A 23172-nucleotide genomic window follows, 5' to 3' on the forward strand; every position below is an offset into this window, starting at 1 on the left:
AAACGCTCGGCCCCTGAACTGTCACCGACCCGCGATGCCACAGCTATATGGCTCACCCGGTGACCAACGCCAACCACTAATGCACTTGCGAGGACACTATGGCCCGTTTCGAACTGCAAAAACTCTACATCGATGGCGCGTACTCCGACGCCGGCAGCGATGCCACCTTCGAAGCCATCAACCCGGCTAACGGTGAAGTCCTCGCACTGGTGCAACGCGCGACCAAGGAAGACGTCGAGCGTGCTGTGGTCAGCGCCGAAAAGGGCCAGAAAATCTGGGCCGCAATGACCGCCATGGAGCGTTCGCGCATCCTGCGTCGCGCCGTCGACATCCTGCGCGAGCGCAACGATGAACTGGCTGCCCTGGAAACCCTGGACACCGGTAAAGCCTTCTCCGAAACCAAGTACGTCGACATCGTCACCGGCGCCGACGTGCTGGAATACTACGCAGGCCTGGTACCGGCCATCGAAGGCGAACAGATCCCGCTGCGTGACACTTCCTTCGTCTACACCCGTCGCGAGCCGCTGGGCGTTGTCGCCGGTATCGGCGCGTGGAACTACCCGATCCAGATCGCCCTGTGGAAATCCGCTCCAGCCCTGGCGGCCGGTAACGCGATGATCTTCAAGCCAAGCGAAGTCACCTCGCTGACCACCCTGAAACTGGCCGAAATCTACACCGAAGCCGGCGTTCCGAATGGCGTGTTCAACGTTCTGACCGGCAGCGGCCGTGAAGTCGGCACCTGGCTGACCGAGCACCCGCGCATCGAGAAGATCTCCTTCACCGGCGGCACCGACACCGGCAAGAAGGTCATGGCCAGCGCTTCGGCTTCGTCGCTCAAGGACGTGACCATGGAACTGGGCGGCAAGTCCCCGCTGATCATCTGCGACGACGCCGACCTGGATCGCGCCGCCGACACCGCCATGATGGCCAACTTCTACAGCTCCGGTCAGGTCTGCACCAACGGCACTCGCGTGTTCGTGCCGAGCCACCTGAAAGCCGCTTTCGAAGCCAAGATCGTCGAGCGTGTTGCGCGCATCCGCGTTGGCAACCCGGGAGACGAAAACACCAACTTCGGCCCGCTGGTCAGCTTCCCGCACATGGAAAGTGTGCTGGGCTACATCGCCAAGGGTAAAGAAGAAGGCGCCCGCGTTCTGTGCGGCGGCGAGCGTCTGACCGACGGCGAATTCGCCAAAGGCGCGTTCGTGGCCCCGACCGTGTTCACCGACTGCACCGACGACATGACCATCGTCCGTGAAGAAATCTTCGGCCCGGTGATGGCGATCCTGAGCTACGAAACCGAAGAAGAAGTGATCCGCCGCGCCAACGACACCGACTTCGGCCTGGCCGCCGGCATCGTCACCCGCGACCTGAACCGCGCCCACCGCGTGATTCATCAACTGGAAGCCGGTATCTGCTGGATCAACGCCTGGGGCGAGTCCGACGCAAAAATGCCGGTTGGCGGTTACAAGCAGTCGGGCGTCGGTCGTGAGAACGGGATCAGCTCTCTCAATAACTTCACGCGCATCAAGTCCGTGCAAGTCGAGCTGGGCGAGTACGTTTCGGTATTTTGATCAGCTGATCCAGCGACAAGCGGCAAGCTTCAAGCTGCAAGTAAAAGCAGCTTGGTTTGCCGCTCTATCTCAGCACCGCTCGCTGCTCTCTTGCAGCTTGAAGCTTGCAGCTTGAAACTCCCGGAGGACCTATGTCCCAAGAATTCGATTACATCATCGTCGGTGCCGGCTCTGCCGGTAACACCCTGGCGACCCGTCTGACTGAAGACGAAGGCGTCACCGTCCTGCTGCTTGAAGCCGGCGGCCCGGACTACCGTCTCGATTTCCGCACGCAGATGCCGGCCGCTCTGGCATTCCCGCTGCAAGGCCGTCGCTACAACTGGGCGTACGAAACCGATCCGGAGCCACACATGGACGGTCGCCGCATGGAATGTGGTCGCGGCAAGGGCCTCGGCGGTTCCTCGCTGATCAACGGCATGTGCTACATCCGTGGCAACGCAATGGACTACGACGGCTGGGCGAAACTGCCAGGCCTGGAAGACTGGTCGTACCTCGATTGCCTGCCGTATTTCCGCAAAGCGGAAACCCGCGACATCGGCCCGAACGACTACCACGGTGGCGACGGCCCGGTCAGCGTGACCACGCCGAAGGCGGGCAACAACCCGCTGTTCCACGCCATGGTCGAAGCTGGCGTACAGGCCGGTTACCCGCGCACCGAAGACCTCAACGGCTACCAGCAGGAAGGCTTCGGCCCGATGGACCGCACCGTGACGCCGAACGGCCGTCGTGCTTCCACCGCCCGTGGTTACCTGGACGTGGCCAAGAAGCGTTCGACCCTGACCATCGTCACTCACGCCCTGACCGACAAGGTTCTGTTCGAAGGCAAGCGTGCCGTTGGCGTGCGTTACCTGGTCGGCGCCGCTGAAGAGCGCGTCGAAGCCCGCGCCCGCAAGGAAGTCATCGTCTGCTCCGGCGCGATCGCCTCGCCGCAACTGCTGCAACGCTCCGGCGTCGGCCCGGCGAAACTGCTGGAAAGCCTCGACATCCCGGTGGTTCACGATCTGCCGGGCGTCGGCGAAAACCTGCAGGATCACCTTGAGCTGTACCTGCAATACGCTTGCACCCAACCGGTCTCGCTGTACCCGTCGCTGCTCTGGTACAACCAGCCGGCCATCGGTGCCGAGTGGCTGTTCAACGGCACCGGCATCGGCGCCAGCAACCAGTTCGAAGCCGGCGGTTTCATCCGCACCCGTCCGGAATTCGAGTGGCCGAACATCCAGTACCACTTCCTGCCGGTCGCGATTAACTACAACGGCAGCAACGGCGTGAAAGAGCACGGCTTCCAGGCGCACATGGGCTCCATGCGTTCGCCGAGCCGCGGTCGCATCCAGGTCAAATCCAAGGATCCGCGCCAGCACCCGAGCATCCTGTTCAACTACATGGCCACCGAGCAGGACTGGCAGGAATTCCGCGACGGCATCCGCCTGACCCGTGAAATCATGCAACAGCCTGCACTGGACGCCTTCCGTGGCCGCGAAATCAGCCCGGGCATCGAAGTGCAAACCGATGAGCAGCTGGACAAGTTCATCCGCGAGCACGCAGAAACCGCGTTCCACCCGTCCTGCTCGTGCAAGATGGGCACCGACGACATGGCCGTAGTGGATGGCGAAGGCCGCGTACATGGCATGCAGGGTCTGCGTGTGGTCGATGCGTCGATCATGCCGATCATCACCACCGGCAACCTGAACGCGCCGACGATCATGATCGCCGAGAAAATCGCCGACAAGATCCGTGGCCGCAAGCCGCTGCCGCGCAGCAACGCACCTTACTACGTCGCTGGCGATGCGCCGGTGAAAGGCAAGCCGATGCGTGATGTGAGTGCTGTTGCTCAGTAAGCCGTAATACCTCTTCGGATCGTTCCCACGTCGAGGCGTCGAACCGTCTGCGTGGGAATGCATCCCGTGACGCTCCGCGTCACACAGCGGACGCAGAGCGTCCATGGCGGCGTTCCCACGCGGAGCATGGGAACGATCTGCTGTTATCAGAGTAAATCCCCCTACACCCCCTCTTCACTTGATCCTACACCCCACGCAGGCCTACTCTAGTCCTCGCCTGATCGCTTCATCCCTCCCCGCCGAATCCGCTTCGCCGCTGCTCCCATGACAAGGAGGTTCCCTGATGTTCGATTTCCACCCCCAGCTCAAGCAGCGCTTCGCTGCCTTGCGCACGGGCGCCGAGTTTTTTTCCTTGCGGTATGTGCGCGAGTCCGGCCAGTACCTGTCGGTGCGCAAGAACGTCGCCGAACCGCCGAGCCTGAGCCGCGACGAAGGCGCGATGCTCACCGTTCGCATCAACGGCGTCGAAGCCTACGCCGCGACCAATGACCTGTCGCAACAAGGCCTGCAAGCCGCCCTCGAGCGCGCCGAACAGCAGGCCCGGCGGATCAAACCGCACGCCCTGCTCGACCTGAGCCAGCAGCCGGTTTCCAGCGACCGCGCCGATTACTTTTCACCCAATCTGGAGCAACCCTTCCCGTCCCTGAGCGAATGCTTCGAGCTGCTCGGCGCGGAATCCGCCTCTGTGCCCAAGGATGAGCGCCTGGTGAATTGGGAAGTGAGCATCGGCATCACCCACGTCGAACAGATCTACCTGAGCAGCGCCGGCGCCGAATTGCGCCAGGCCCAACGCTTCGTCTACCCGAGCCTGGACGTCACCGCCTACGACGGCAACGACAGCCAGACCCGTAGCCTCGGCCGCGAGAACTTCGGCCAGCAGGGCGGCGCCGACGTAATCAACCGTTGCGGCCTGATCGGTGCCGGCCCGCAAGTCGCCGATCAGGCGCTGCAATTGCTGCTCGCGCCGAACACCCCGCAAGGCCCGCGCGACCTGCTGCTGATGCCCGACCAGATGATGCTGCAGATCCACGAATCCATCGGCCACCCGCTGGAGCTCGACCGGATTCTCGGCGACGAGCGCAATTACGCCGGCACCAGTTTCGTCAAAGCCGCGGATTTCGGCAGCCTGCAATACGGCTCGAAACTGCTCAACGTGACGTTCGATCCGGGCATTCCCGAAGAACTGGCGAGTTACGGTCACGATGACGACGGCTCCAAGGCCAGCAAACAATTCCTGATTCGCGAAGGCCTGCTGGTCCGTCCGTTGGGCGGTGCCTTGTCGCAATTTCGCGCAGGTCTGGACGGCGTTGCCAACAGCCGCGCCTGCAGCTGGAACCGACCGCCGATCGACCGCATGGCCAACCTCAACATCGAGCCGGGCGACCAGCCGCTGGAGCAACTGATTGGCGGTATCGAAAACGGCATTCTGATGAGCACCAACCGCTCATGGTCGATCGACGATGCACGCAACAAATTCCAGTTCGGCTGCGAATGGGGCCAGTTGATTGAAAACGGCGAACTCAAGGGCGTGGTGAAAAACCCGAACTACCGGGGCATTTCCGCGCACTTCTGGAAGAGTCTGCGCGCCGTCGGCAACGCCACCACCACCCAGGTGCTGGGCACGCCGAACTGCGGCAAGGGCGAACCGAACCAGGTGATCCGCGTCGGCCACGCTTCACCGGCCTGCGTGTTCAGCAATGTTGATGTGTTTGGGGGAGACGCCTGATGAGTATTTCCAAGAGCCAGTCCGAGGCGTTCAAGCTGCTGGTCAACTGGCTGCGCGATGCCGTGCGCGAGCCGGAACAGTTCACCCTGAGTTACGACGCCGAATCGTCGGCCTTCGTCCGTTTCAACCACGCCAAGGTGCGTCAGGCCGGGCAGGTGCAGCAAGCCGGTATCGGTCTGAAACTGATCGACGATGGTCGCCATGCGGACCTGCACATCACCTTGTCCGGTGAGCAGGCCACCGACCTGCAACGCCTCGCCGAAGGCTTGCAGCAACTGCGCAAAACCCTGCCGCTGCTGCCGCAGGATCCGTACCTGTTGCTCAACCACAACGGCTGGCAAAGCAAGAATGTGCAGGAGCATCCGCTGCCGGACACCGAGCAGGTTGTCGCTGAAATCGCCCAGGCGGCCGAAGGACTGGATCTGGTCGGTTTCTACGCTGCCGGCCCGATCAGCCGTGGTTTTGCCAGTTCTTCCGGTGCGTTCGGCTGGCATCAGGCCAACAGCTTCAACTTCGACTTCAGCCTGTTCCACGAGAACGGCGAAGCGGTGAAGGCCAGCTACGCCGGGCATGACTGGAACAGCGAAGACTTCGCCAAACGCATCCAGCAGGCCCGCGAACAACTCGAGTTTCTCGGTCGACCGCTGCGCACCTTGCCGCCCGGCCAATACCGCGCCTATCTGGCGCCCGCAGCCCTGGAAGAAATCATGGGCATGCTGTGCTGGGGCGGTTTCTCGGCGCAGTCGATTGCCAGCAAAAGCAGCCCGCTGCAGAAGCTGTATGCCGGCGATCAGGCGTTCAGTCCGCTGGTGTCCCTCGACGAGAAAGTCAGCGACTCGCTGAGCCCGGCATTCTCCGGCGAAGGTTACCCGCGCAGCGATCTGCGGTTGATCATCGAAGGCAAAGCGGGTGATCAGTTGGTGGGTTCGCGCAGTGCCGCCGAGTACGGTCTGACGGCCAACGGTGCCGGCGGTGGCGAATCGCCGAGCGCGCTGAACATGGGCGCCGGTGATCTGCCGCAGGCCGAGATCCTCAAGCAGTTGGGCACCGGGTTGTACATCAGCAATCTGTGGTACCTGAACTTCTCCGATCAACCGGCGGCGCGCCTGACCGGCATGACCCGGTTTGCCACGTTCTGGGTCGAGAATGGCGAGATTCAGGCGCCGGTCAGCACCATGCGCTTCGACGACAGCGCCTACAGCCTGCTGGGTTCGCAGCTGGAAGCGTTGACTGCCGAGCGTGAGTTGCTGCTGTCGGCGAGCACCTATAGCCAGCGCAATACCTCGTCGGCGTTGTTGCCGGGGGCGCTGGTGAGCCGATTGACCTTGACCCTGTAAATCCCGGACCTGATCGTTCCCACGCTCTGCGTGGGAATGCATCCCGTGACGCTCCGCGTCACTTTACAGCGGACGCACAGCGTCCATGGCGGCATTCCCACGCGGACGGTTCGACGTGGGAACGATCATCCAACAACCCACAAGAGGTTCCATGCCCAACCGCCCGCCTCTCGACGCCATCACCGCCCGCTGGTTGCCATGGGTCGTCGCCATCGCTTTCTTCATGCAGTCCCTCGACGGGACCATCCTCAACACCGCCCTGCCGGCCATGGCCCGGGACCTGGCCGAAGACCCGCTGCGCATGCAGGGCGTGATCATCGCCTACATGCTCACCGTGGCCTTGCTGATCCCGGCGTCGGGCTGGATCGCCGACCGCTTCGGCACCAAGAAAATCTTCTTCGGCGCGATCCTGCTGTTCAGCCTGGGCTCGCTGCTCTGCGCCTTGTCGAGCAGCCTGAGCATGCTGATCGGCGCGCGCGTGATCCAGGGCCTCGGCGGTGCCCTGATGCTGCCGGTCGGACGTTTGGTGGTGCTGCGCGCCTATCCGCGCTCGGAACTGGTGCGGATCATGGGCTTCATCACCATTCCCGGCCTGCTCGGCCCGCTGATCGGCCCGACCATGGGCGGCTGGATGGTGGAATACCTGACGTGGCACTGGATCTTCCTGATCAACCTGCCGGTCGGCGTCATCGGTTGCTATGCGGTGTGGAAGTTCATCCCCGACCTGCGCGGTACCGAGCGCACGCGTTTCGATAGCCTGGGGTTCCTGCTGTTCGGCGCGGCGATGGTACTGATCACCATCGCCATGGAAGGCCTCGGCGAACTGCACCTGCCGCACCTACGGGTGATGCTGTTGCTGTTCGGCGGCATGGCGTGTCTGGCAGCGTACTGGTTGCGCGCCGGGCACATTGAAAACCCGCTGTTCGCGCCGTCGCTGTTCAAGACCCGCACCTTCGCGGTCGGCATCCTCGGCAACCTGTTCGCCCGCCTGGGCAGCGGCGCCCTGCCGTTTCTGGTGCCGTTGCTGCTGCAAGTGGCGCTGGGTTATTCGCCGTCCCAGGCCGGGATGAGCATGCTGCCGCTGGCGGCGGCCGCGATGGTCGCCAAATGGGGCGCGCGGCCGCTGATCGAGCGTCTGGGCTATCGCATCGTGCTGACCGGCAACACCCTGTTTCTGGGGATCATGCTGGCGAGCATGGGTCTGGTCAGCGAGCAGACGCCGTACTGGCTGCTGCTGTGCCTGCTGGCGGTTCTCGGGGCGATCAACTCGCTGCAATTCACCGCGATGAACACCGTGACCCTGATCGACCTCGACGACGCCAGCGCCAGCAGCGGCAACAGCCTGCTGTCGGTGGTGGCGCAGTTGTCGCTGAGCCTTGGCGTGGCGTGTGCCGGTGCGCTGCTCGGCGGCTTTACGGCGGAGATCGGCAACGATGGCGTCGAGACCGTGTTGGGCGCTTTCCAGCTCACGTTCGTGACCGTCGGGATCATGGCGATGCTGGCGGCGACGATTTTCTCGCAGCTCTCGAAAGAGGACGGACGGCGCGCCAAGCGCCGGGAGGAACACATCGAGCATTGACCGGGGTCTGCGTGGCGAGGGGACCGGCCCTCGTCACAGGCTTTGCGTTCGTCCAGAACTTTCGAGGAAAGTGGCCAGAGGCTGCTACACTGCGCGACATTTTGTTTTGCAGGCCAGTCCCGTGACCACCATCGCCACCGCTTTTAATACTTTGCCGCTGTCCGCCGCCATGCTGGCTAACCTCGACTCCCTCGGTTATGCCCAGATGACGCCGATCCAGGCGCAGAGCTTGCCGGTGATCCTCAAGGGGATGGACCTGATCGCCCAGGCCAAGACCGGCAGCGGCAAGACCGCCGCGTTCGGTATCGGCCTGCTGAACCCGATCAATCCGCGCTACTTCGGTTGCCAGGCACTGGTGATTTGCCCGACCCGCGAGCTGGCCGACCAGGTCGCCAAGGAAATCCGTCGTCTGGCCCGCGCCGAAGACAACATCAAGGTCCTGACCCTGTGCGGCGGCGTATCCTTCGGCCCGCAGATCGGCTCGCTGGAGCACGGCGCGCACATCATCGTCGGTACGCCGGGCCGCATCCAGCAGCACCTGCGCAAGGGTTCGCTGGTCCTCGACGGCCTCAACACGCTGATCCTCGACGAAGCCGACCGCATGCTCGACATGGGTTTCTACGACGCCATCGAAGACATCATCGAGCAGACCCCGGCCCGCCGTCAGACCCTGCTGTTCTCGGCCACCTACCCGGTGGGCATCAAGCAGCTGGCGTCGAAGTTCATGCGCGATCCGCAAACGGTGAAAGCCGAGGCGTTCCACGACGACACCCAGATCGAACAGCGCTTCTACGAAATTTCCCCGGAAGAGCGCATGAGCGCGGTGACCAAGGTTTTGCACCACTTCCGGCCGGCCTCCACTGTGGCGTTCTGCTTCACCAAACAGCAGGTGCAGGAAACCGTCGATCACCTGACCTCCAAAGGCATTTCCGCCGTCGGCCTGCACGGCGACCTGGAGCAGCGTGACCGCGATCAGGTTTTGGCGATGTTCGCCAACCGCAGCACTTCGGTATTGGTTGCCACCGACGTTGCGGCCCGTGGTCTGGACATCGATGCCCTGGACATGGTGATCAACGTCGAACTGGCCCGCGACTCGGAAATTCACATTCACCGCGTCGGCCGTACCGGTCGTGCCGGCGAGAAAGGCATCGCGGTCAGCCTGGTGGCGCCGTCCGAAGCCCACCGCGCGCAAGCCATCGAACAACTGCAGAAAACCCCGCTGAACTGGGATCAGGTGGATAACCTCAAGTCCCAGGGCGGTGCCCCGCTGCAACCGCCGATGAGCACGCTGTGCATCGCTGGCGGCCGGAAAGACAAGGTACGTCCGGGCGACATTCTGGGCGCACTGACCGGTGAGGCCGGGATTCCGGGCGCCCAGGTCGGTAAGATCGCGATCTTCGACTTCCAGTCCTATGTGGCTGTTGAACGCACCGTGGTCATGCAAGCGCTGCAGCGCTTGAACAACGGCAAGATCAAGGGCCGTTCGCTGCGCGTTCGCGTCCTCTGACCTGATCGTTCCCACGCTCTGCGTGGGAATGCATCCTGTGACGCTCCGCGTCACGATTCAAAAGCGGACGCAGAGCGTCCATGGCGGCATTCCCACGCAGAGCGTGGGAACGATCTACGTGATCATTGTGTGAGGACACCGTTTTGCGCTCTACCGAAGTCGTGATCATTGGCGCTGGCGCCGCAGGGTTGATGTGTGCACTGACCGCCGCCGGGCGCGGGCGTCAGGTGCTGCTGCTCGACCACGCGAACAAGGCCGGCAAGAAAATCCTGATGTCCGGCGGTGGGCGCTGCAACTTCACCAACATGTACACCGAACCGAGCAATTTTCTCTCGCAGAATGCGCACTTCTGCAAATCCGCGCTGGCCCGCTACACCCAGTGGGATTTCATCGGCATGGTTGCCAAACACGGCGTGCCGTATCACGAGAAGAAACTCGGCCAACTGTTCTGCGATAACAAATCCAGCGACATCCTCGGCATGCTGCTGGACGAGTGCGATCAGGTCGGCGTCAACCTGCACCTCGACACCTCGATCCAGACCATCGAGAAAGTCGAGGGCGGTTACCTGCTCGACACCACCCTCGGCCAGATCCAGTGCCAGTCGCTGGTGATCGCCACCGGCGGGCTGTCGATCCCGACGCTGGGCGCGACCGGTTTCGGTTATCAGGTCGCCAAACAGTTCGGCCATGAACTGCTGCCGACCCGCGCCGGTCTGGTGCCGTTCACCATCACCGATCAGCTCAAGGACTTGTGCACCGAACTGTCCGGCACCTCGGTGGATTGTCTGGTCAGCTGCAACGACCAGAGTTTTCGCGAGAACATCCTGTTCACTCACCGCGGCCTCAGTGGCCCGGCGATTCTGCAGATTTCCTCGTTCTGGGAGCCGGGCGACACGGTCGAAATCAACCTGCTGCCCGATCATGACGCCGCGAACTGGCTGCAACAGCAAACCGCCGAGCGTCCGAACAGCGAGCTGAAAACCCTGCTCGGTGAAATCTTCACCAAGAAGATGGCCAACCTGCTGGCGGACAACTGGTTTGTCTCCAAACCGATGAAGCAGTACACCCACGCCGAACTGGCGGACATCGCCGAGAAGCTCGGCAGCTGGAAAGTCGTCCCGGCCGGCACCGAGGGCTATCGCACCGCCGAAGTGACGCTGGGTGGCGTCGACACCCGCGAAGTTTCGTCCAAGACCATGGAATCGCTGAAAAGCCCGGGCCTCTACTTCGTAGGCGAAGTGCTGGATGTCACCGGACATCTGGGCGGATTCAACTTCCAGTGGGCGTGGGCATCGGGTTACGCGGCGGCGCAATACGTCTGATTCGAAGGCCGTGCGGAACACTTTTTGCTGTCAGATGTGATCGGCGCCATTGCGTCGGCGTCATTACTGGCTCAATTTAGCGGCATCGCCTCGGAAGGCCTTCGCACTTCATGTCCTCGACCTCGTTTCGTCAGTCTTTGCGGCGCCTGTGGGCGCTGGATAAATTCAGCTACAGCGTGCGGGTATTTATCGCCCTGACCGGCAGCATGGCGCTGTGCTGGTATCAGGATGAAATGGGGCTGCTGATCCCGCTGTTCCTCGGGATCATCGCCAGCGCCCTGGCCGAGACCGACGACAGTTGGCAGGGCCGCCTCAACGCACTGGCGGTGACGCTGGTGTGTTTCAGCGTTGCGGCACTGTCCGTGGAATTGCTGTTCCCCTACCCCATCGTGTTCGTCATCGCTTTGGCACTGGCCAGTTTCGGCCTGACCATGCTCGGTGCGCTCGGCGAGCGTTATGGCGCAATTGCTTCGGCGACGTTGATTCTTTCCGTCTACACCATGATTGGCGTGGATCAGCGCGGCGGCGCGGTCACGGATTTCTGGCATGAGCCGATGCTGCTGGTGGCCGGTGCTGCGTGGTACGGCCTGCTGTCGGTGTTGTGGCAGGCGATGTTTTCCAATCAGCCGGTGCAGCAGAGTCTGGCGCGGCTATTCCGCGAACTCGGCTATTACCTGAAGCTGAAATCCTCGCTGTTCGAGCCGATCCGTCAGATGGACGTCGAAGCACGGCGACTGGAGCTGGCCCAGCAGAATGGCCGGGTCGTCGCAGCCCTGAACAGCGCCAAGGAAATCATCCTGCACCGGGTCGGCAACGGTCGTCCGGGCTCGAAAGTCAGCCGTTACCTGAAGCTGTACTTCCTGGCGCAGGACATTCACGAACGCGCCAGCTCTTCGCACTATCCCTATAACGCCCTGGCCGATGCGTTCTTCCACAGCGATGTCTTGTTCCGCTGCCAGCGCCTGCTGCGCCAGCAAGGCAAGGCCTGCCGGGCGCTGGCCGAGTCGATCCAGATGCGCCAACCGTTCATCTACGACGCGAGTTTCGCCGAAGCTCTGAGCGACCTGCACGCTTCCCTCGAACACCTGCGCATTCAGAGCAACCCGGCCTGGCGTGGCCTGCTCCGCTCACTGCGGGCACTGGCGGCCAACCTCGGCACCCTCGACCGTTTGCTCAGCGATGCCAGCAACCCCGATGCCCTGGCCGATGCCACCGACAGCAGCCTGCTCGACCGCTCGCCGCGCAACTTCAAGGACGTGTGGATTCGTCTGCGCACGCAGCTGACGCCGACCTCGCTGCTGTTCCGCCACGCCCTGCGTTTGCCGCTGGCGTTGAGCATCGGCTACGGCATGGTGCACCTGATACACCCGTCGCAAGGCTACTGGATCATCCTCACCACGCTGTTCGTCTGCCAACCGAACTACGGCGCCACCCGGCGCAAACTCGGCCAGCGGATTTTCGGCACGGCGATCGGCCTGACGATTGCCTGGGCGCTGTTCGATCTGTTCCCAAGCCCGCTGGTGCAGTCGTGCTTCGCCATCGCCGCCGGCGTGGTGTTCTTTACCAACCGCACCACCCGCTACACCGTGGCGACCGCCGCGATCACGATCATGGTGCTGTTCTGCTTCAACCAGGTCGGCGACGGTTACGGGCTGTTTGTGCCAAGGCTGTTCGATACCTTGCTCGGCAGCCTGATTGCGGGGCTTGCGGTATTCCTGTTCCTGCCGGACTGGCAAGGTCGGCGCCTGAACAAAGTGCTGGCCAACACCCTCACCTGCAACAGCATCTACCTGCGCCAGATCATGCAGCAATACGCCGCCGGCAAGAGCGACGACCTCGCCTATCGCCTGGCCCGGCGCAACGCGCACAACGCCGACGCCGCACTATCAACAACGCTGGCGAACATGCTGATGGAGCCGGGGCATTTCCGGAAGGAAGCCGACGTCGGCTTCCGCTTCCTGGTGCTGTCGCACACCTTGCTCAGCTATCTGTCAGGCCTCGGCGCGCACCGTGAAACTCAGTTGCCGGCCGAGGTGCGCGAACATTTGATCGACGGCGCCGGGGTGAGTCTGGCGGCGAGCATCGATGAGATCGCCCAGGGTCTGGCGAGCAAACAGCCGATTGCCATTCAAAGCGATGAGGAAGAAGCGCTGGCCAACGAGCTTGAGCAGATGCCGGACGAAATCGACGAAGGCCAGCGGCTGGTGCAGACGCAACTGGCGTTGATCTGCCGCCAGCTCGGCCCGTTGCGCACGCTGGCGGCGCACCTGATCAAGGACACAGCCGAAGATTGAGCCGCCTCACATGCCGTGCTGCCTGAGCAACTTGTCATAGCTGCCATCGGCCTTCATCGACGCAATCGCCTTGTCGAACCCGGCCACGATCTGTTCGTGCTGCGGGTTCTTCAGGCTGACCAGAATATGCAGGCTGTTCTCGCTCAGCGGCTTGGGCAGAAACTCCACCGCGTTGCGCACTTTCGGTGACTCCCGGGCCAGGTAATAGCGGGCCACGTATTCGTCTTCCAGGGTCAGCTTGACCCGGTCCGCCGCGAGCATGCGCACGGCCATGGCGAAGTTATGCACAGGGACTTTCTGCAACGCGGTGTCGGCATCGAACGGCGCCGAATAGGCGTAGCCGCGCACTACCGCAACCGGATAGGTGTGCAGTTCCTGCAGGTTGTTGTATTCGATGGGCGCGTCTTTGCGCTTGAGGAAGCGCACGCGATTGAGCAGGTACTCGGCGGAAAACTGCCCGATCTTCGTGCGCTCGTCGTTGTACCAGGCGTTGACCAGCACGTCGTAACGACCTTCGCCAACACCCAGCAACGCCCGCGCCCACGGCACCTGCTCATAACCGCTGGCATAACCGGCACGGGCCAGGGCCGTGCTGACGATGTCGGTCGCCAGCCCACCGTTGACCAGCGTGTCATCGGTAAAGGGCGGCCAGACGTCGAACACCAGACGCAATTTCTCCGCTGCCGCGCTTTGACCCAGCAACAGCAATCCGATCAAAGCAAAGGCTCGATGCAATCGCGGCATGCTTGAAAATCCTTAGCGGGCGGGCCGCCCGGCGTGTTTTCAGTCAAAACCCCAAGGCCCCTTACCGGCGAATCCCAGGCCCTAACCTTAGCTCATTGAAGCCATCGCACAGCGCTTCCCAGCAGATTACACAAAGTACGGCGAGCCGCGATATTGGAATGATGGCATTTTGGCCTTTGTCACAGATTTCTCAGCCATAAAGACATATTTCGGCGGGGCGCTTAGTATCGGGCGACGTTGTTCAAGGAATCGGAAGATGACAATCGAGTGGGTCTGCAAACATCACAGCGATCTGGGACTGGAGCAGCTGTACGCCATTTTGAAATTGCGCTCGGAAGTGTTCGTAGTCGAACAGCGCTGCGCGTACCTGGATCCGGACGGTCAGGATCTGGACGGTGACACCTGCCATTTGATGGGCTGGGACGGTGATCAGCTGGTGGCGTACCTGCGCCTGCTGGACCCGGAATCCCAGGGTGGCGACGTGGTGATCGGCCGCGTGCTGACCGCGCCGGCCGGGCGTGGCAAGGGGCTGGGGCATGAAATGATGGAACAGGCGCTGAAACAGGCGCAGAAGCGTTGGCCTGAAGTGCCGATCTATCTGTCGGCCCAGGCGCATTTGCAGGGGTATTACGGGCGGTATGGGTTTGTGGTGGCGGGTGAGGAATATCTTGAGGATGACATTCCGCACATAGGAATGCGTCGGTCTTGAGATTTCCCCTTCGCGGGCTTGCCCGCGAAGGGACTGCTGAAGTCAGGGATACTCGAGAACAGCCTTGATCTGCCGCAAATTCCGCTCGATCCACCCCCGATCGATCGCCCCCCACTCCCGAATCCGATAGCGCCCCGCATGATTGCGCGCGCCCTCTTCCTGTTCGAACTCGCAGACAATATCCAGATCCGCCAGCGCCGCAATGGTGTCCTGCGCCGTGCGCCGGGGCATGCCGGTGACCTCGGTCAACGCCGGCACGCTGCTGGCCAGGCCGCTGTCGATCAGGTACGCCACGTACAAGCGCCGGTAGAAACTGCTCTTGGTCTTGCTCACGTCCATGCATGCGCTCCGTTGTTTGATGTCTTATTGCATGTCCCGCCAGGTCAGATACACCCGCAGGTCGAACTCGACCTGGTGGTAACCCGGCAGCATGTGCTCACATAACTTATAGAACGCCTTGTTGTGATCCGACTCCTTGAAGTGCGCCAGCTCGTGCACGACGATCATCTTCAAAAACTCCGGCGCGGCGTCCTTGAACAGCGAGGCGATGCGGATCTCTTTCTTGGCCTTGAGCTTGCCGCCCTGCACCCGCGAGACCGTGGTGTGCAGGCCGAGGGCGCGATGGGTCAGGTCGAGGCGGTTGTCGAACAGCACCTTGTCAATGGCCGGGGCGTTGCGCAGGTATTCCTGCTTCAGGTCCAGCGCGTAGCCGTACAACGCCTTGTCGCTCTGCACATCGTGGCGGCCCGGATAGCGTTGGCTCAGGTAATCACCGAGGCGGTTGTCGGCGATCAATTGGCGCACCTGATCCTGCAGATTCGCGGGATAGGCCTGGAGGTATTTCAACGCAGTCATGGGGCGGCACGGGTCATGAAAAGGCCGCCAGTGTAGCGAATTCAACCGGCCAACGCGCTCCAGTCGAACGGCTCGGTAAAGCGTGCGGTGTCCTCGGCGACCAACGGCCGCGCCACCAGAAAGCCTTGCACGTACTGACAACCATGGGCTTGCAGCCACTGGTATTGCTCGACGGTTTCCACGCCTTCGGCAATCACCAGCAAGCCGTATTCCTTGCACAGGTCGATGACCGTGCGCACCAGCGAAGCGTCGCGGGACGAGTCCGGCAATCGGGCGATCAGGTGGCGATCGAGCTTGAGAGTGTCCAGTTCCAGATCGCGCAGATGCGCCAGCGAGCAGGCTCCGGAACCGAAATCATCCAGCGCCACCCGCACCCCGAGATTGCGCAGCAGCTTCAGCTGCTTGCGGGTCTCGTCCGGGTTGATCGTCAGCGCCTCTTCGGTGACTTCCACTTCCATCTGGTGCGGCTGCAAACCATGGCGCTCCAGCACCTGGCGCAATTCGGTCACCAGATTCGGCAGGCCGAACTGAGTGTTGCTCAGGCTCACGCCGATCACCAGATCCTTGGAGAACTCGGCCTCCCACGCCTTACGCTGCCCGGCGCTGCGATGATAGATCCAGCTGCCGAGGCGGCTGATCAGCGTCGCCTCCTCCAGCAACGGCAGGAACAGCCCCGGCGGCACGTCGCCGACACTCGGGTGCTGCCAGCGCAGCAACGCCTCGAAACCACGAACGCGACCATCGCCAATGGCCACCTGCGGCTGATACACCAGATTGAAATCGCGGTTCTCGATGGCATTACGCACGCTTTCTTCCAGCATCAGCCGCGACCGCGCGCGGCCGTTCATTTCATGATCGTAGAAACGATATTGCTGACGCCCGGCACGCTTGGCCTCGTACATGGCAATGTCCGAGGCGCGCAGCAAACCGTCGAGGTTGTTGCCGCAGTCGGGGTAGGTGGCAATACCGATACTGGCGCCGAGGGCAATATCGAGGCCTTCGATCTGCTGACAGATCGACACCCGCTCTATGAGTTTTTCAGCAATCTTCGCCGCTTGCTCGGGGAATTCCAGATCCAGCAGCGCGGTGAATTCATCGCCGCCCATCCGCGCCAGAATATCGAACGGCCGCAGGCAGGCTTTCAGTTGTTCCGAGACCCAGCGCAACACCCGGTCCCCGGCATCATGGCCGAGGGAATCGTTGACCCTTTTGAAGCCGTCGAGATCGAGGTACATCAGCACCCAACTGCTGTCCGTGCGCTCGCCGCGCAGCAGCAGGTTTTCAACGGTCTGGTAAAAACCCCGACGATTGAGCAGCCCGGTCAGCGGGTCGGTGACCGCCTGAAATTCCAGCTGTTGATGCAGATGACGCACCACCGACATGTCCAGCACCGTCACCACCATCGCATGCTGTTCGCTCGGCAGCGGCGCGCAGGACAAGGCCACCGGCACTTGCTGCCCCGGTGCGGTACGCAGCGACGCGTCGTGTAGGCGCAACGTCTCGCCACGTTTGTAACCGGCGTAAAACTCGGAATCGGCCCACAGCGGAATATGCGGTTTCTGCAGGTAATCGAGAAACTCCTGCCCTTCCAGCTCCTTCACCGGGGCATTGAGCAGCCGGGAAATCGCCGGGTTGGCGAAGCGGATCAAACCATCCTCGCCCAACACCAGAATGCCTTCGGCGGCGTTATCCAGCACCGAGGCATTGAAGGCCCGCGCCGATTCCAGATCCTGACTCAAGCGCTGCAAGGCCCGGCGATTGCGCTGGTGTTCCAGCAGCGCCTGGACTTTCGGCTTGAGAATCTGCGGATCGAAGGGTTTGAACAGGTAATCCACCGCACCGCTGGCGTAACCCTTGATCACGGCGTCCTGGGATTGTTCGTTGGCGGTAAGGAAAATGATCGGGGTCAGGCGCGTGCGCTGACTGCCGCGCATCAGCCGCGCAACTTCGAAACCGTCCATGCCCGGCATCTGCACATCCAGCAGCACCAGGTCGATGTCGTGTTTGAGCAACAGGTTCAGGGCTTCGTAACCGGAAGCGGCGGTCAATACCTGCCAGTCCTGGCGCTGCAGCAACGCGCGCATGCTGATCAGGTTTTCAGGGTAATCATCGACGATCAAAAGGACTGAGCTGCCTTCACCTGGCTGGGGTTGCGCGCATTCCATGCTGCTTCTCTTGTCGGGACAACTCGTGTCGGGGCATTTCGGGTCAGTGTTCCGGGCGGCTTCTCGTGAAAACCGTACAGTCACCGAGTCTTCACTCTAGTCCGGGATCTGTAAAAGCAATAGCTGTCATCCAGCCATCATTTAAACAAACCAGCAGGCAGCCGACTAACGGTCACCGCTGAAGCCCCCGAAAACCGGGAAAGGTGGCATTTCGACAGGATGTTGACGCCAATCATCCGCCAGACGGCCGTTAACAAAAAATCCCTCTACGCTTATAAAGGCCGCCCCCAAAAGGCGCGGGCTAGAGCTTCTGGCACGCGCGTGCAAGAGAAATAGAGTGGAAGAACCGACATGATCGACCTCGCAACCTGGAACCTCAGCGTTCCCGTTGGCAGCCCGCCCTACACCGTCGAAACCTCCAAACTGGTGAACGGCTTCAAGGATCAGTACTTCCATTCCGACACCGGCACCCTGTTCTTCTGGTCCCCGGTGACCGGTTCGAAAACCGAAAACGCCATTTATCCCCGCACCGAACTGCGTGAGACCTACAGCAACGGAACATTGCGCAACTGGTATTACCCCGACGCCGACAACCTGCTGCGCGCGACCCTTTCGGTCAACAAGGTGCCCAGCTCGGGCAAGATCGTCATCGGCCAGATCCACGCCTATGAAAGCCAGAAGCCGATGCTCAAGCTTGAATACCAATACAAAGAAAAAACCGAGACCGGCAACCTGGTGATCAAACTGCGCACCCATCCGGATCAGGACGAAAGCCGCGTCATCACCCTCGCCACCGGGATCAAACTCAATCGCGAGTTCAACTACCTCATTCACCTGAGCCCCGGCGGCGCGCTGGGCGTGAGTGCGGCCGGGTATCAGTGGGATTCGCAGATCAGCGCGACGTGGCGCAACAAACCGCTGTATTTCAAGGCGGGTGTGTATGTGCAGGACAACACCGGGTACACCAGCGAGGGTGGGCAGGTGACGTTCAGCAAGCTGGATATTGATCACGATAAATAGTAGCCACGCGACCGTTTAAGGCTTCTGTTTAAAGACGGTTCGCGTTACTTCCTGAAGCCTACAACGGCTTGCGTCGCTGCCTACCGGTACGCCAGAATCCGCCGGCTTGTGCGCCTGGAGGGCCATCGGTAACTTGATTCCGGTCACTGATTCGCAGTGATCGGGTTTAGTAGCCCGAGGGTTCGCGAGGCGTATTTGCACTCCAGAAAGTGAGATATCTCAATATCTGCGCTTGATGGTAGCTGTACGCAGGGCGCTTTCGGGCGCGCCGGTTCGCGTCTCCCCGGTCTACTAACCTGCGTTCAGCTGCCACCCCATCGTTTAGTAGCGATCCGGTGTCGGCTCCATTTCCCGGAGACGAAACATGATTCAATCGACACCTCATCCGCCGGTCACAGACCCGGCCTCCCCCTACGATCCCCTCGACCCCACCAAACTCAACGAAGCCGCCGAACGCGCCCTCGACCACTACCTCTGCCCCGGCGCCCGCATCATGACCACGGTCAACGAACCCGACCGCATGTACTTCGCCAATCCCGCCTACAACACGGAATCCCTGCTGGCCAACGCCAGCGAAACCCTCGGCTCCGCCAGCGAAATGCTCAACAACTTCGCCGCGACTCTCCCTCCCACCGACCGCAAAACCGCGATAGGCATTGCGCAGTTGGTAATGCTTGGAGAACTGGCGGTGAATCAGGCGCTGGATCACGTCGAACCGGCATAACCTGCACACCGCTGAAACCAAAAAACCCGCCCTTTCACTGAGTCTGACGGGGTGGGTTTGCTGTGAACCGGATCAAATCGCCTGGAGTCCGGCGTACACCCTTCTTCACGTAATCAAATACGAGCGAAGAAAACTGAGAGCCACCACTCGACTGGGAGTAGCGGGCACTTGAGGGGCCGGAGAGGGTGGAGTCGGCACACCCGGAGGAGTCGCACCAGAGTGAACAACTTCAACATCGTAGATGCCGGGCGTAATACCCATGGCAGGCCAGCGACTTGTATTGATCTCGTTCTGGATAAATACCCCCTGCTGCCTTCTAAGAGCCAAAAAAATCCGATAGTCATCGAGATGAATTTTCAATACCGACGTTGGAAAAAGGCTTTGGTCAACCAGAAGGATCTCCAGCTCGTCGCCTACTCTGGTAGCGCCTGGTAACGCGTAATGCAAAGCCGCGAACACTGTTCCCGGCACTTGTACCAGCAACGGCGCAACGCTTCTCATCTGCAAAGATGGATAAGGATTAGGATCGGAAGCTATTTGCAGTGTAGTCGCGCTCAATCCAATCAGATTTCCCGGAACCGCTACAACAGGGGTAACGTTCATAGTCAACCTACTTGATCAAAGATGCCGACGGATGATTAAAACCAAGCTCATGCACTCACAACATAACAAGCACTTGAGCTCAAAGAACCTGTAAAAACTACCAGTTTCTAATTCAATTCAGCCATAAGAACTATCCCAGCTATAGCCCTGCAGCATTTCAACTACTCACCACACCACCTGAGCAAAAAGGGAGCAAAAAAACAAAAGTTGACGGATTCATTTACCGCAGAGATCAAAAAAACGAAGAGATCATCTTTCCCCTGAAACAAATGGATTTCCCCTGAAACAAATGGATTTTCAGCTTCAAACAACGACAATCGCTATTTATTCCATCGCCAAATGGTATAAAAAACTGTCAACTTTGACAGTTCCCATCACGCTTGAAAATCCACAACAATCACCCTCGCAGTGACATCAAACCTATGAAAACCAGCCACACCCATACAAGCAACAGAACAAATGCAAACCTTTTCAGCACAAAACCCATAAAAGGAATTATCAAATGCACTTCCCTGACACTCAGTTTGATCAATATGATGATCTGACAATCCTCGATGACGAAAATAATTACTACGAGGGCAACTTCCTCAGTTTTGATCCAGAGGCGGACGCACTGATTCTTGACAGAAGTGGTGTGCCTGAAGTGATCGAGAGGAAAAAAATTTTACGTATGTACGGAGGCCGCGAACGATCCATCTGGTTTCGGGATCCCCAAAATACCTGGGAGGCTTGCAGCACAATTGAGACAACCGATACTTCGAATTTTAAGCTTGGAGAGTTGCTGACCTTTATGGACTCGAACAATCAACCGGTTATAGCGAAAATCTCAAAAATTGATTCAATATTAATGACAGCTGACATCCTCGGTGCATTCCAAAACGTTGATATTTTCGGGCCGCTGGACATGATGTCAGATAGATTCATTTTGAGAACGAACGTCTCGACTTCAGCTGACGCAAAAAGAGTCACATTCAACATTGGTACTGCCAGAGGTGGCGCGGCAGGTGGAGTCTATTCGGCTATTCACACGCACATGCAGAATAATCCCGGATGGAGCTTAAACAACAGGAATTAAACCAATGGGTCGAGCTTTTAATTCGTCCAACCACCGAATAAAACCCGACCCTATTCCCCTTAACCAATAATTTACAAGTCCCTGACATTGTAAGTCGATCAAATATACCGTGACACACCGCCCGGTGCCGTATTCATTGATTGAAATCAGGGACTCGTATTAAACAAGGGATGATCTTCAGCGTTCCCTGCGCGCAACAGGAGTTAAATCATGAGCACGTTAACAATGCTAACTGCGCCATTACCACTTCCAACTTCAGGCATTACAGCTTCCTCCATCAAGGCCTCGCCTTCAACGAGCGCCAGCGTAGCCCCAGCACCGTTGATACAGTGGAACAACTCAAAAACAAACACAGCCTTGGCAGGCATACTGGTGCATTTAACCCCAAACACTCGGCCTGATGACAAAATCGAGCTTCTCATCAATTCGATCAATCCAAATGGCCCTTCGACTACCGTGCACACCGAAATTTTAACCCTCCAAAGGCTCAACTCTTTACTGGGCAGCAAACTCAGCCGCATTGGTGTAGAGAAAAATTTGACGCTTCAAAACGGTGACTATGCACTTCGTTATTTACAATTCAACGCAAGCGGAGTTCTCGTCTCAGCATCACTTTCTGCAAGATTCAGACTCTCCTGAAGAACCTGAAAAAAAGCGGGTGGATTTATGTGGCGCAACAAGCCGCTGTACTTCAAGGCCGGCGTGTATGTGCAGGGCAACACCGGGTACACCAGCGAGGGTGGGCAGGTGACGTTCAGCAAGCTGGATATCGATCACGATAAGTAGCCGCGATGCGCTCGTTTAAGGCTGCTGTTTAAAGGCAGTGCGCGTAACGTCCCGAAGCCTACAACGGCTTGCGTCGCTGCCTACTGGTACGCCAGAATCCGCCGGCTTGTGCGCCTGGAGGGCCATCGGTAACTTGATTCGGGTCACTGATTCGCAGTGATCGGGTTTAGTAGCCCGTGGTTTCAAGCTTTGAAAAAATTGGGACAGATTTATTTATCTGCTGATCGATTAAATAAATCTGCCCCCGCTTTACTTTAGTTTTAACTCAGCCGACAGGTATCAAATACGGGTCGTACCGATTGGCTTTCGTTTCATTCCTGAGCCGACGGAGTCATTCAACGCCACTACCCGCCCCGCATCCCATTCCCGCTGCATATCAGCAAACAACTCGCCGTTCACTCTTGCCTGATGATTCGCCAACGCTTGAGTCATCGCCTCGGCAATACGCTCGATGATCAATCCTGGCTTCTCCACTGAGCAATGCTTGCGACCAAACTCGATCAGTTGCTGGCGATCCGGGATAGGTTTTCACCTTGTTCATCTTGATGGCCAACGTGCGATCAACCAAGGAGCGACCTGATTTTGGATTGTAGTTTTCGTAAACCGTTGTAGTGGTGACATCGAAAACGGGTGCCAATTGCACGGTTTGCAGTGCTTCTGGATGGTAGGTGAGGCGCCCAATCTGGTTCACGCCGATGACCGATAACAGACGCATCTCATCGACTTGCATGTGCTTGGCCATCCGGCGCTTGATCTGATCCGCCAGAAACCCTTCAGGCACATTCATATCGAAGATCGGATGCAGCACGTTGCTCACCGAGGGCGTCGGATCATAGGGCATGACCAGAGAGACTTCCCTTGTTGCATCGGCGGTTTCATAGGCAAAGGAAAACTGCGATCCCCTGGACAACTCGCCGGAGAAGCCTTGCGGCGTGATGACGTTGAGCCTTTTGACTTTACTCATCGTGCTCTACCAGATCGGCCAGGGATTTGAGATCAATGCGGTTATCGACAATTTCCAGTGCCATGCCCAGCGCTGACAACACCCTGAACGCGGTGTAGAGCGCGACATTCTCGCCGGCCTCAAGGTCAATGATGGTTTTGCGGCTGCATTTGGCTCTGTGGGCCAATATCGCTTGGCTGTAGCCTTTGGCCCGACGCAATTGCCGAATTCTTTCACCGAAAACAGCGGGATTAGGGAGCAGCATAAATGTCACCCATATGGGACTTTTTAAAATCTAAAATCGATTATGTCCGTTATGAGTGACATTTCAAGCGCCTTACGTCAGTCGACTGCTTGATAAAACTCCAGGCAAAAAG

The 23172-nt window shown here is 59.7% G+C and carries 20 protein-coding genes and 1 pseudogene; 14 read left to right on the plus strand and 7 right to left on the minus strand.

The genetic code is table 11. From position 1 onward, the window contains the following. The first annotated feature begins 98 nt into the window (after window positions 1–98). The 8 genes from betB to yccS all read left to right on the plus strand — a co-directional run bounded on the left by betB (window position 99) and on the right by yccS (window position 13171). Entirely contained in the window at window positions 99–1571 is a 1473-nt protein-coding gene (gene betB / locus ACM6JM_RS00975; protein WP_210710197.1) for a betaine-aldehyde dehydrogenase, read from the plus strand. Between the two features lie 131 nt (window positions 1572–1702). Next, window positions 1703–3406 (plus strand): choline dehydrogenase, encoded by a 1704-nt coding sequence (gene betA / locus ACM6JM_RS00980; protein ID WP_039767991.1) that lies wholly within the window; start codon window positions 1703–1705, stop codon window positions 3404–3406. Window positions 3407–3689: 283 nt separating this feature from the next. Further along, on the plus strand, window positions 3690–5132 hold the full coding sequence (locus ACM6JM_RS00985; RefSeq protein ID WP_414881164.1) for a TldD/PmbA family protein: 1443 nt from the start codon (window positions 3690–3692) through the stop codon (window positions 5130–5132). Then, complete coding sequence (locus ACM6JM_RS00990) at window positions 5132–6469, plus strand: TldD/PmbA family protein (RefSeq protein ID WP_414881165.1); 1338 nt, start codon at window positions 5132–5134, stop codon at window positions 6467–6469. The genes ACM6JM_RS00985 and ACM6JM_RS00990 overlap by 1 nt, the downstream gene beginning before the upstream one ends. Window positions 6470–6620: 151 nt before the next feature. Continuing rightward, a complete protein-coding gene (mdtD, locus tag ACM6JM_RS00995) occupies window positions 6621–8048 on the plus strand; it encodes a multidrug transporter subunit MdtD (protein WP_039767988.1) in 1428 nt (475 codons plus the stop codon). Between the two features lie 121 nt (window positions 8049–8169). After that, window positions 8170–9555, plus strand: coding sequence for an ATP-dependent RNA helicase DbpA (gene dbpA, locus ACM6JM_RS01000; protein ID WP_007959732.1), 1386 nt, complete (start codon window positions 8170–8172; stop codon window positions 9553–9555). Between the two features lie 143 nt (window positions 9556–9698). Continuing rightward, a complete protein-coding gene (locus ACM6JM_RS01005; RefSeq protein ID WP_103385371.1) occupies window positions 9699–10877 on the plus strand; it encodes an NAD(P)/FAD-dependent oxidoreductase in 1179 nt (392 codons plus the stop codon). Window positions 10878–10987: 110 nt separating this feature from the next. Beyond that, a complete protein-coding gene (gene yccS, locus ACM6JM_RS01010) occupies window positions 10988–13171 on the plus strand; it encodes a YccS family putative transporter (RefSeq protein ID WP_074692097.1) in 2184 nt (727 codons plus the stop codon). Window positions 13172–13177: 6 nt separating this feature from the next. On the opposite strand, the gene ACM6JM_RS01015 is transcribed toward yccS, so the two are convergent. Continuing rightward, on the minus strand, window positions 13178–13915 hold the full coding sequence (locus ACM6JM_RS01015) for a substrate-binding periplasmic protein (protein ID WP_085667406.1): 738 nt from the start codon (window positions 13913–13915) through the stop codon (window positions 13178–13180). 256 nt (window positions 13916–14171) lie between these two features. Between ACM6JM_RS01015 and ACM6JM_RS01020 the strand changes: the two genes are divergently transcribed. Continuing rightward, complete coding sequence (locus ACM6JM_RS01020; protein WP_039767984.1) at window positions 14172–14624, plus strand: GNAT family N-acetyltransferase; 453 nt, start codon at window positions 14172–14174, stop codon at window positions 14622–14624. 42 nt (window positions 14625–14666) lie between these two features. Here the strand turns inward: ACM6JM_RS01020 and ACM6JM_RS01025 are convergent, their stop codons facing one another. From ACM6JM_RS01025 to ACM6JM_RS01035, 3 genes are read right to left on the minus strand one after another with little or no spacing between them, the layout of a single operon-like run. Continuing rightward, the gene (locus ACM6JM_RS01025; RefSeq protein ID WP_007894945.1) at window positions 14667–14963 is read right to left on the minus strand and encodes a winged helix-turn-helix domain-containing protein; all 297 of its coding nucleotides are present in this window, start codon (window positions 14961–14963) and stop codon (window positions 14667–14669) included. Between the two features lie 24 nt (window positions 14964–14987). Beyond that, the gene (locus ACM6JM_RS01030) at window positions 14988–15479 is read right to left on the minus strand and encodes a M48 family metallopeptidase (RefSeq protein WP_007959720.1); all 492 of its coding nucleotides are present in this window, start codon (window positions 15477–15479) and stop codon (window positions 14988–14990) included. A 41-nt stretch (window positions 15480–15520) separates the two neighbouring features. Then, complete coding sequence (locus ACM6JM_RS01035) at window positions 15521–17644, minus strand: putative bifunctional diguanylate cyclase/phosphodiesterase (protein ID WP_414881166.1); 2124 nt, start codon at window positions 17642–17644, stop codon at window positions 15521–15523. A gap of 351 nt (window positions 17645–17995) precedes the next feature. Between ACM6JM_RS01035 and ACM6JM_RS01040 the strand changes: the two genes are divergently transcribed. Then, complete coding sequence (locus ACM6JM_RS01040; protein WP_011336318.1) at window positions 17996–18664, plus strand: polysaccharide lyase family 7 protein; 669 nt, start codon at window positions 17996–17998, stop codon at window positions 18662–18664. Between the two features lie 364 nt (window positions 18665–19028). Next, a complete protein-coding gene (locus ACM6JM_RS01045; protein ID WP_103385369.1) occupies window positions 19029–19388 on the plus strand; it encodes a DUF6124 family protein in 360 nt (119 codons plus the stop codon). A gap of 105 nt (window positions 19389–19493) precedes the next feature. On the opposite strand, the gene ACM6JM_RS01050 is transcribed toward ACM6JM_RS01045, so the two are convergent. Next, complete coding sequence (locus ACM6JM_RS01050; protein WP_146040472.1) at window positions 19494–19991, minus strand: hypothetical protein; 498 nt, start codon at window positions 19989–19991, stop codon at window positions 19494–19496. 502 nt (window positions 19992–20493) lie between these two features. Between ACM6JM_RS01050 and ACM6JM_RS01055 the strand changes: the two genes are divergently transcribed. The 3 genes and pseudogenes from ACM6JM_RS01055 to ACM6JM_RS01065 all read left to right on the plus strand — a co-directional run. Further along, complete coding sequence (locus ACM6JM_RS01055) at window positions 20494–21066, plus strand: hypothetical protein (RefSeq protein ID WP_414881167.1); 573 nt, start codon at window positions 20494–20496, stop codon at window positions 21064–21066. 210 nt (window positions 21067–21276) lie between these two features. Then, window positions 21277–21705 carry a hypothetical protein gene (locus ACM6JM_RS01060; protein WP_146040471.1) on the plus strand — a complete coding sequence of 143 codons (429 nt, stop codon included), beginning with the start codon at window positions 21277–21279 and terminating at the stop codon, window positions 21703–21705. Between the two features lie 30 nt (window positions 21706–21735). Next, window positions 21736–21852 (plus strand): annotated as a pseudogene (locus tag ACM6JM_RS01065) (polysaccharide lyase family 7 protein); the annotation flags it as partial. 376 nt (window positions 21853–22228) lie between these two features. Here the strand turns inward: ACM6JM_RS01065 and ACM6JM_RS01070 are convergent. Then, the gene (locus ACM6JM_RS01070) at window positions 22229–22816 is read right to left on the minus strand and encodes a HipA N-terminal domain-containing protein (RefSeq protein ID WP_256586959.1); all 588 of its coding nucleotides are present in this window, start codon (window positions 22814–22816) and stop codon (window positions 22229–22231) included. Further along, window positions 22809–23060, minus strand: coding sequence for a helix-turn-helix transcriptional regulator (locus ACM6JM_RS01075; protein ID WP_102619726.1), 252 nt, complete (start codon window positions 23058–23060; stop codon window positions 22809–22811). The genes ACM6JM_RS01070 and ACM6JM_RS01075 overlap by 8 nt, the downstream gene beginning before the upstream one ends. Window positions 23061–23172 lie beyond the last annotated feature (112 nt).

Source organism: Pseudomonas sp. IT-P2 (assembly GCF_949767575.1).
Lineage (GTDB): Bacteria > Pseudomonadota > Gammaproteobacteria > Pseudomonadales > Pseudomonadaceae > Aquipseudomonas > Aquipseudomonas pharyngis.

What these genes read in the sequence shown, in the direction of transcription:
- ACM6JM_RS01030 (WP_007959720.1), bottom strand. Translation starts at nt 15,479, where the DNA reads ATGACTGCGTTGAAATACCTCCAGGCCTATCCCGCGAATCTGCAGGAT.
- ACM6JM_RS01015 (WP_085667406.1), bottom strand. Translation starts at nt 13,915, where the DNA reads ATGCCGCGATTGCATCGAGCCTTTGCTTTGATCGGATTGCTGTTGCTG.
- mdtD (WP_039767988.1), top strand. Translation starts at nt 6,621, where the DNA reads ATGCCCAACCGCCCGCCTCTCGACGCCATCACCGCCCGCTGGTTGCCA.
- ACM6JM_RS01060 (WP_146040471.1), top strand. Translation starts at nt 21,277, where the DNA reads ATGAGCACGTTAACAATGCTAACTGCGCCATTACCACTTCCAACTTCA.
- ACM6JM_RS01035 (WP_414881166.1), bottom strand. Translation starts at nt 17,644, where the DNA reads ATGGAATGCGCGCAACCCCAGCCAGGTGAAGGCAGCTCAGTCCTTTTG.
- ACM6JM_RS00990 (WP_414881165.1), top strand. Translation starts at nt 5,132, where the DNA reads ATGAGTATTTCCAAGAGCCAGTCCGAGGCGTTCAAGCTGCTGGTCAAC.
- ACM6JM_RS00985 (WP_414881164.1), top strand. Translation starts at nt 3,690, where the DNA reads ATGTTCGATTTCCACCCCCAGCTCAAGCAGCGCTTCGCTGCCTTGCGC.
- ACM6JM_RS01055 (WP_414881167.1), top strand. Translation starts at nt 20,494, where the DNA reads ATGCACTTCCCTGACACTCAGTTTGATCAATATGATGATCTGACAATC.
- ACM6JM_RS01020 (WP_039767984.1), top strand. Translation starts at nt 14,172, where the DNA reads ATGACAATCGAGTGGGTCTGCAAACATCACAGCGATCTGGGACTGGAG.
- yccS (WP_074692097.1), top strand. Translation starts at nt 10,988, where the DNA reads ATGTCCTCGACCTCGTTTCGTCAGTCTTTGCGGCGCCTGTGGGCGCTG.
- betB (WP_210710197.1), top strand. Translation starts at nt 99, where the DNA reads ATGGCCCGTTTCGAACTGCAAAAACTCTACATCGATGGCGCGTACTCC.
- ACM6JM_RS01050 (WP_146040472.1), bottom strand. Translation starts at nt 19,991, where the DNA reads ATGAACGTTACCCCTGTTGTAGCGGTTCCGGGAAATCTGATTGGATTG.
- ACM6JM_RS01075 (WP_102619726.1), bottom strand. Translation starts at nt 23,060, where the DNA reads ATGCTGCTCCCTAATCCCGCTGTTTTCGGTGAAAGAATTCGGCAATTG.
- ACM6JM_RS01070 (WP_256586959.1), bottom strand. Translation starts at nt 22,816, where the DNA reads ATGAGTAAAGTCAAAAGGCTCAACGTCATCACGCCGCAAGGCTTCTCC.
- ACM6JM_RS01025 (WP_007894945.1), bottom strand. Translation starts at nt 14,963, where the DNA reads ATGGACGTGAGCAAGACCAAGAGCAGTTTCTACCGGCGCTTGTACGTG.
- ACM6JM_RS01045 (WP_103385369.1), top strand. Translation starts at nt 19,029, where the DNA reads ATGATTCAATCGACACCTCATCCGCCGGTCACAGACCCGGCCTCCCCC.
- betA (WP_039767991.1), top strand. Translation starts at nt 1,703, where the DNA reads ATGTCCCAAGAATTCGATTACATCATCGTCGGTGCCGGCTCTGCCGGT.
- ACM6JM_RS01040 (WP_011336318.1), top strand. Translation starts at nt 17,996, where the DNA reads ATGATCGACCTCGCAACCTGGAACCTCAGCGTTCCCGTTGGCAGCCCG.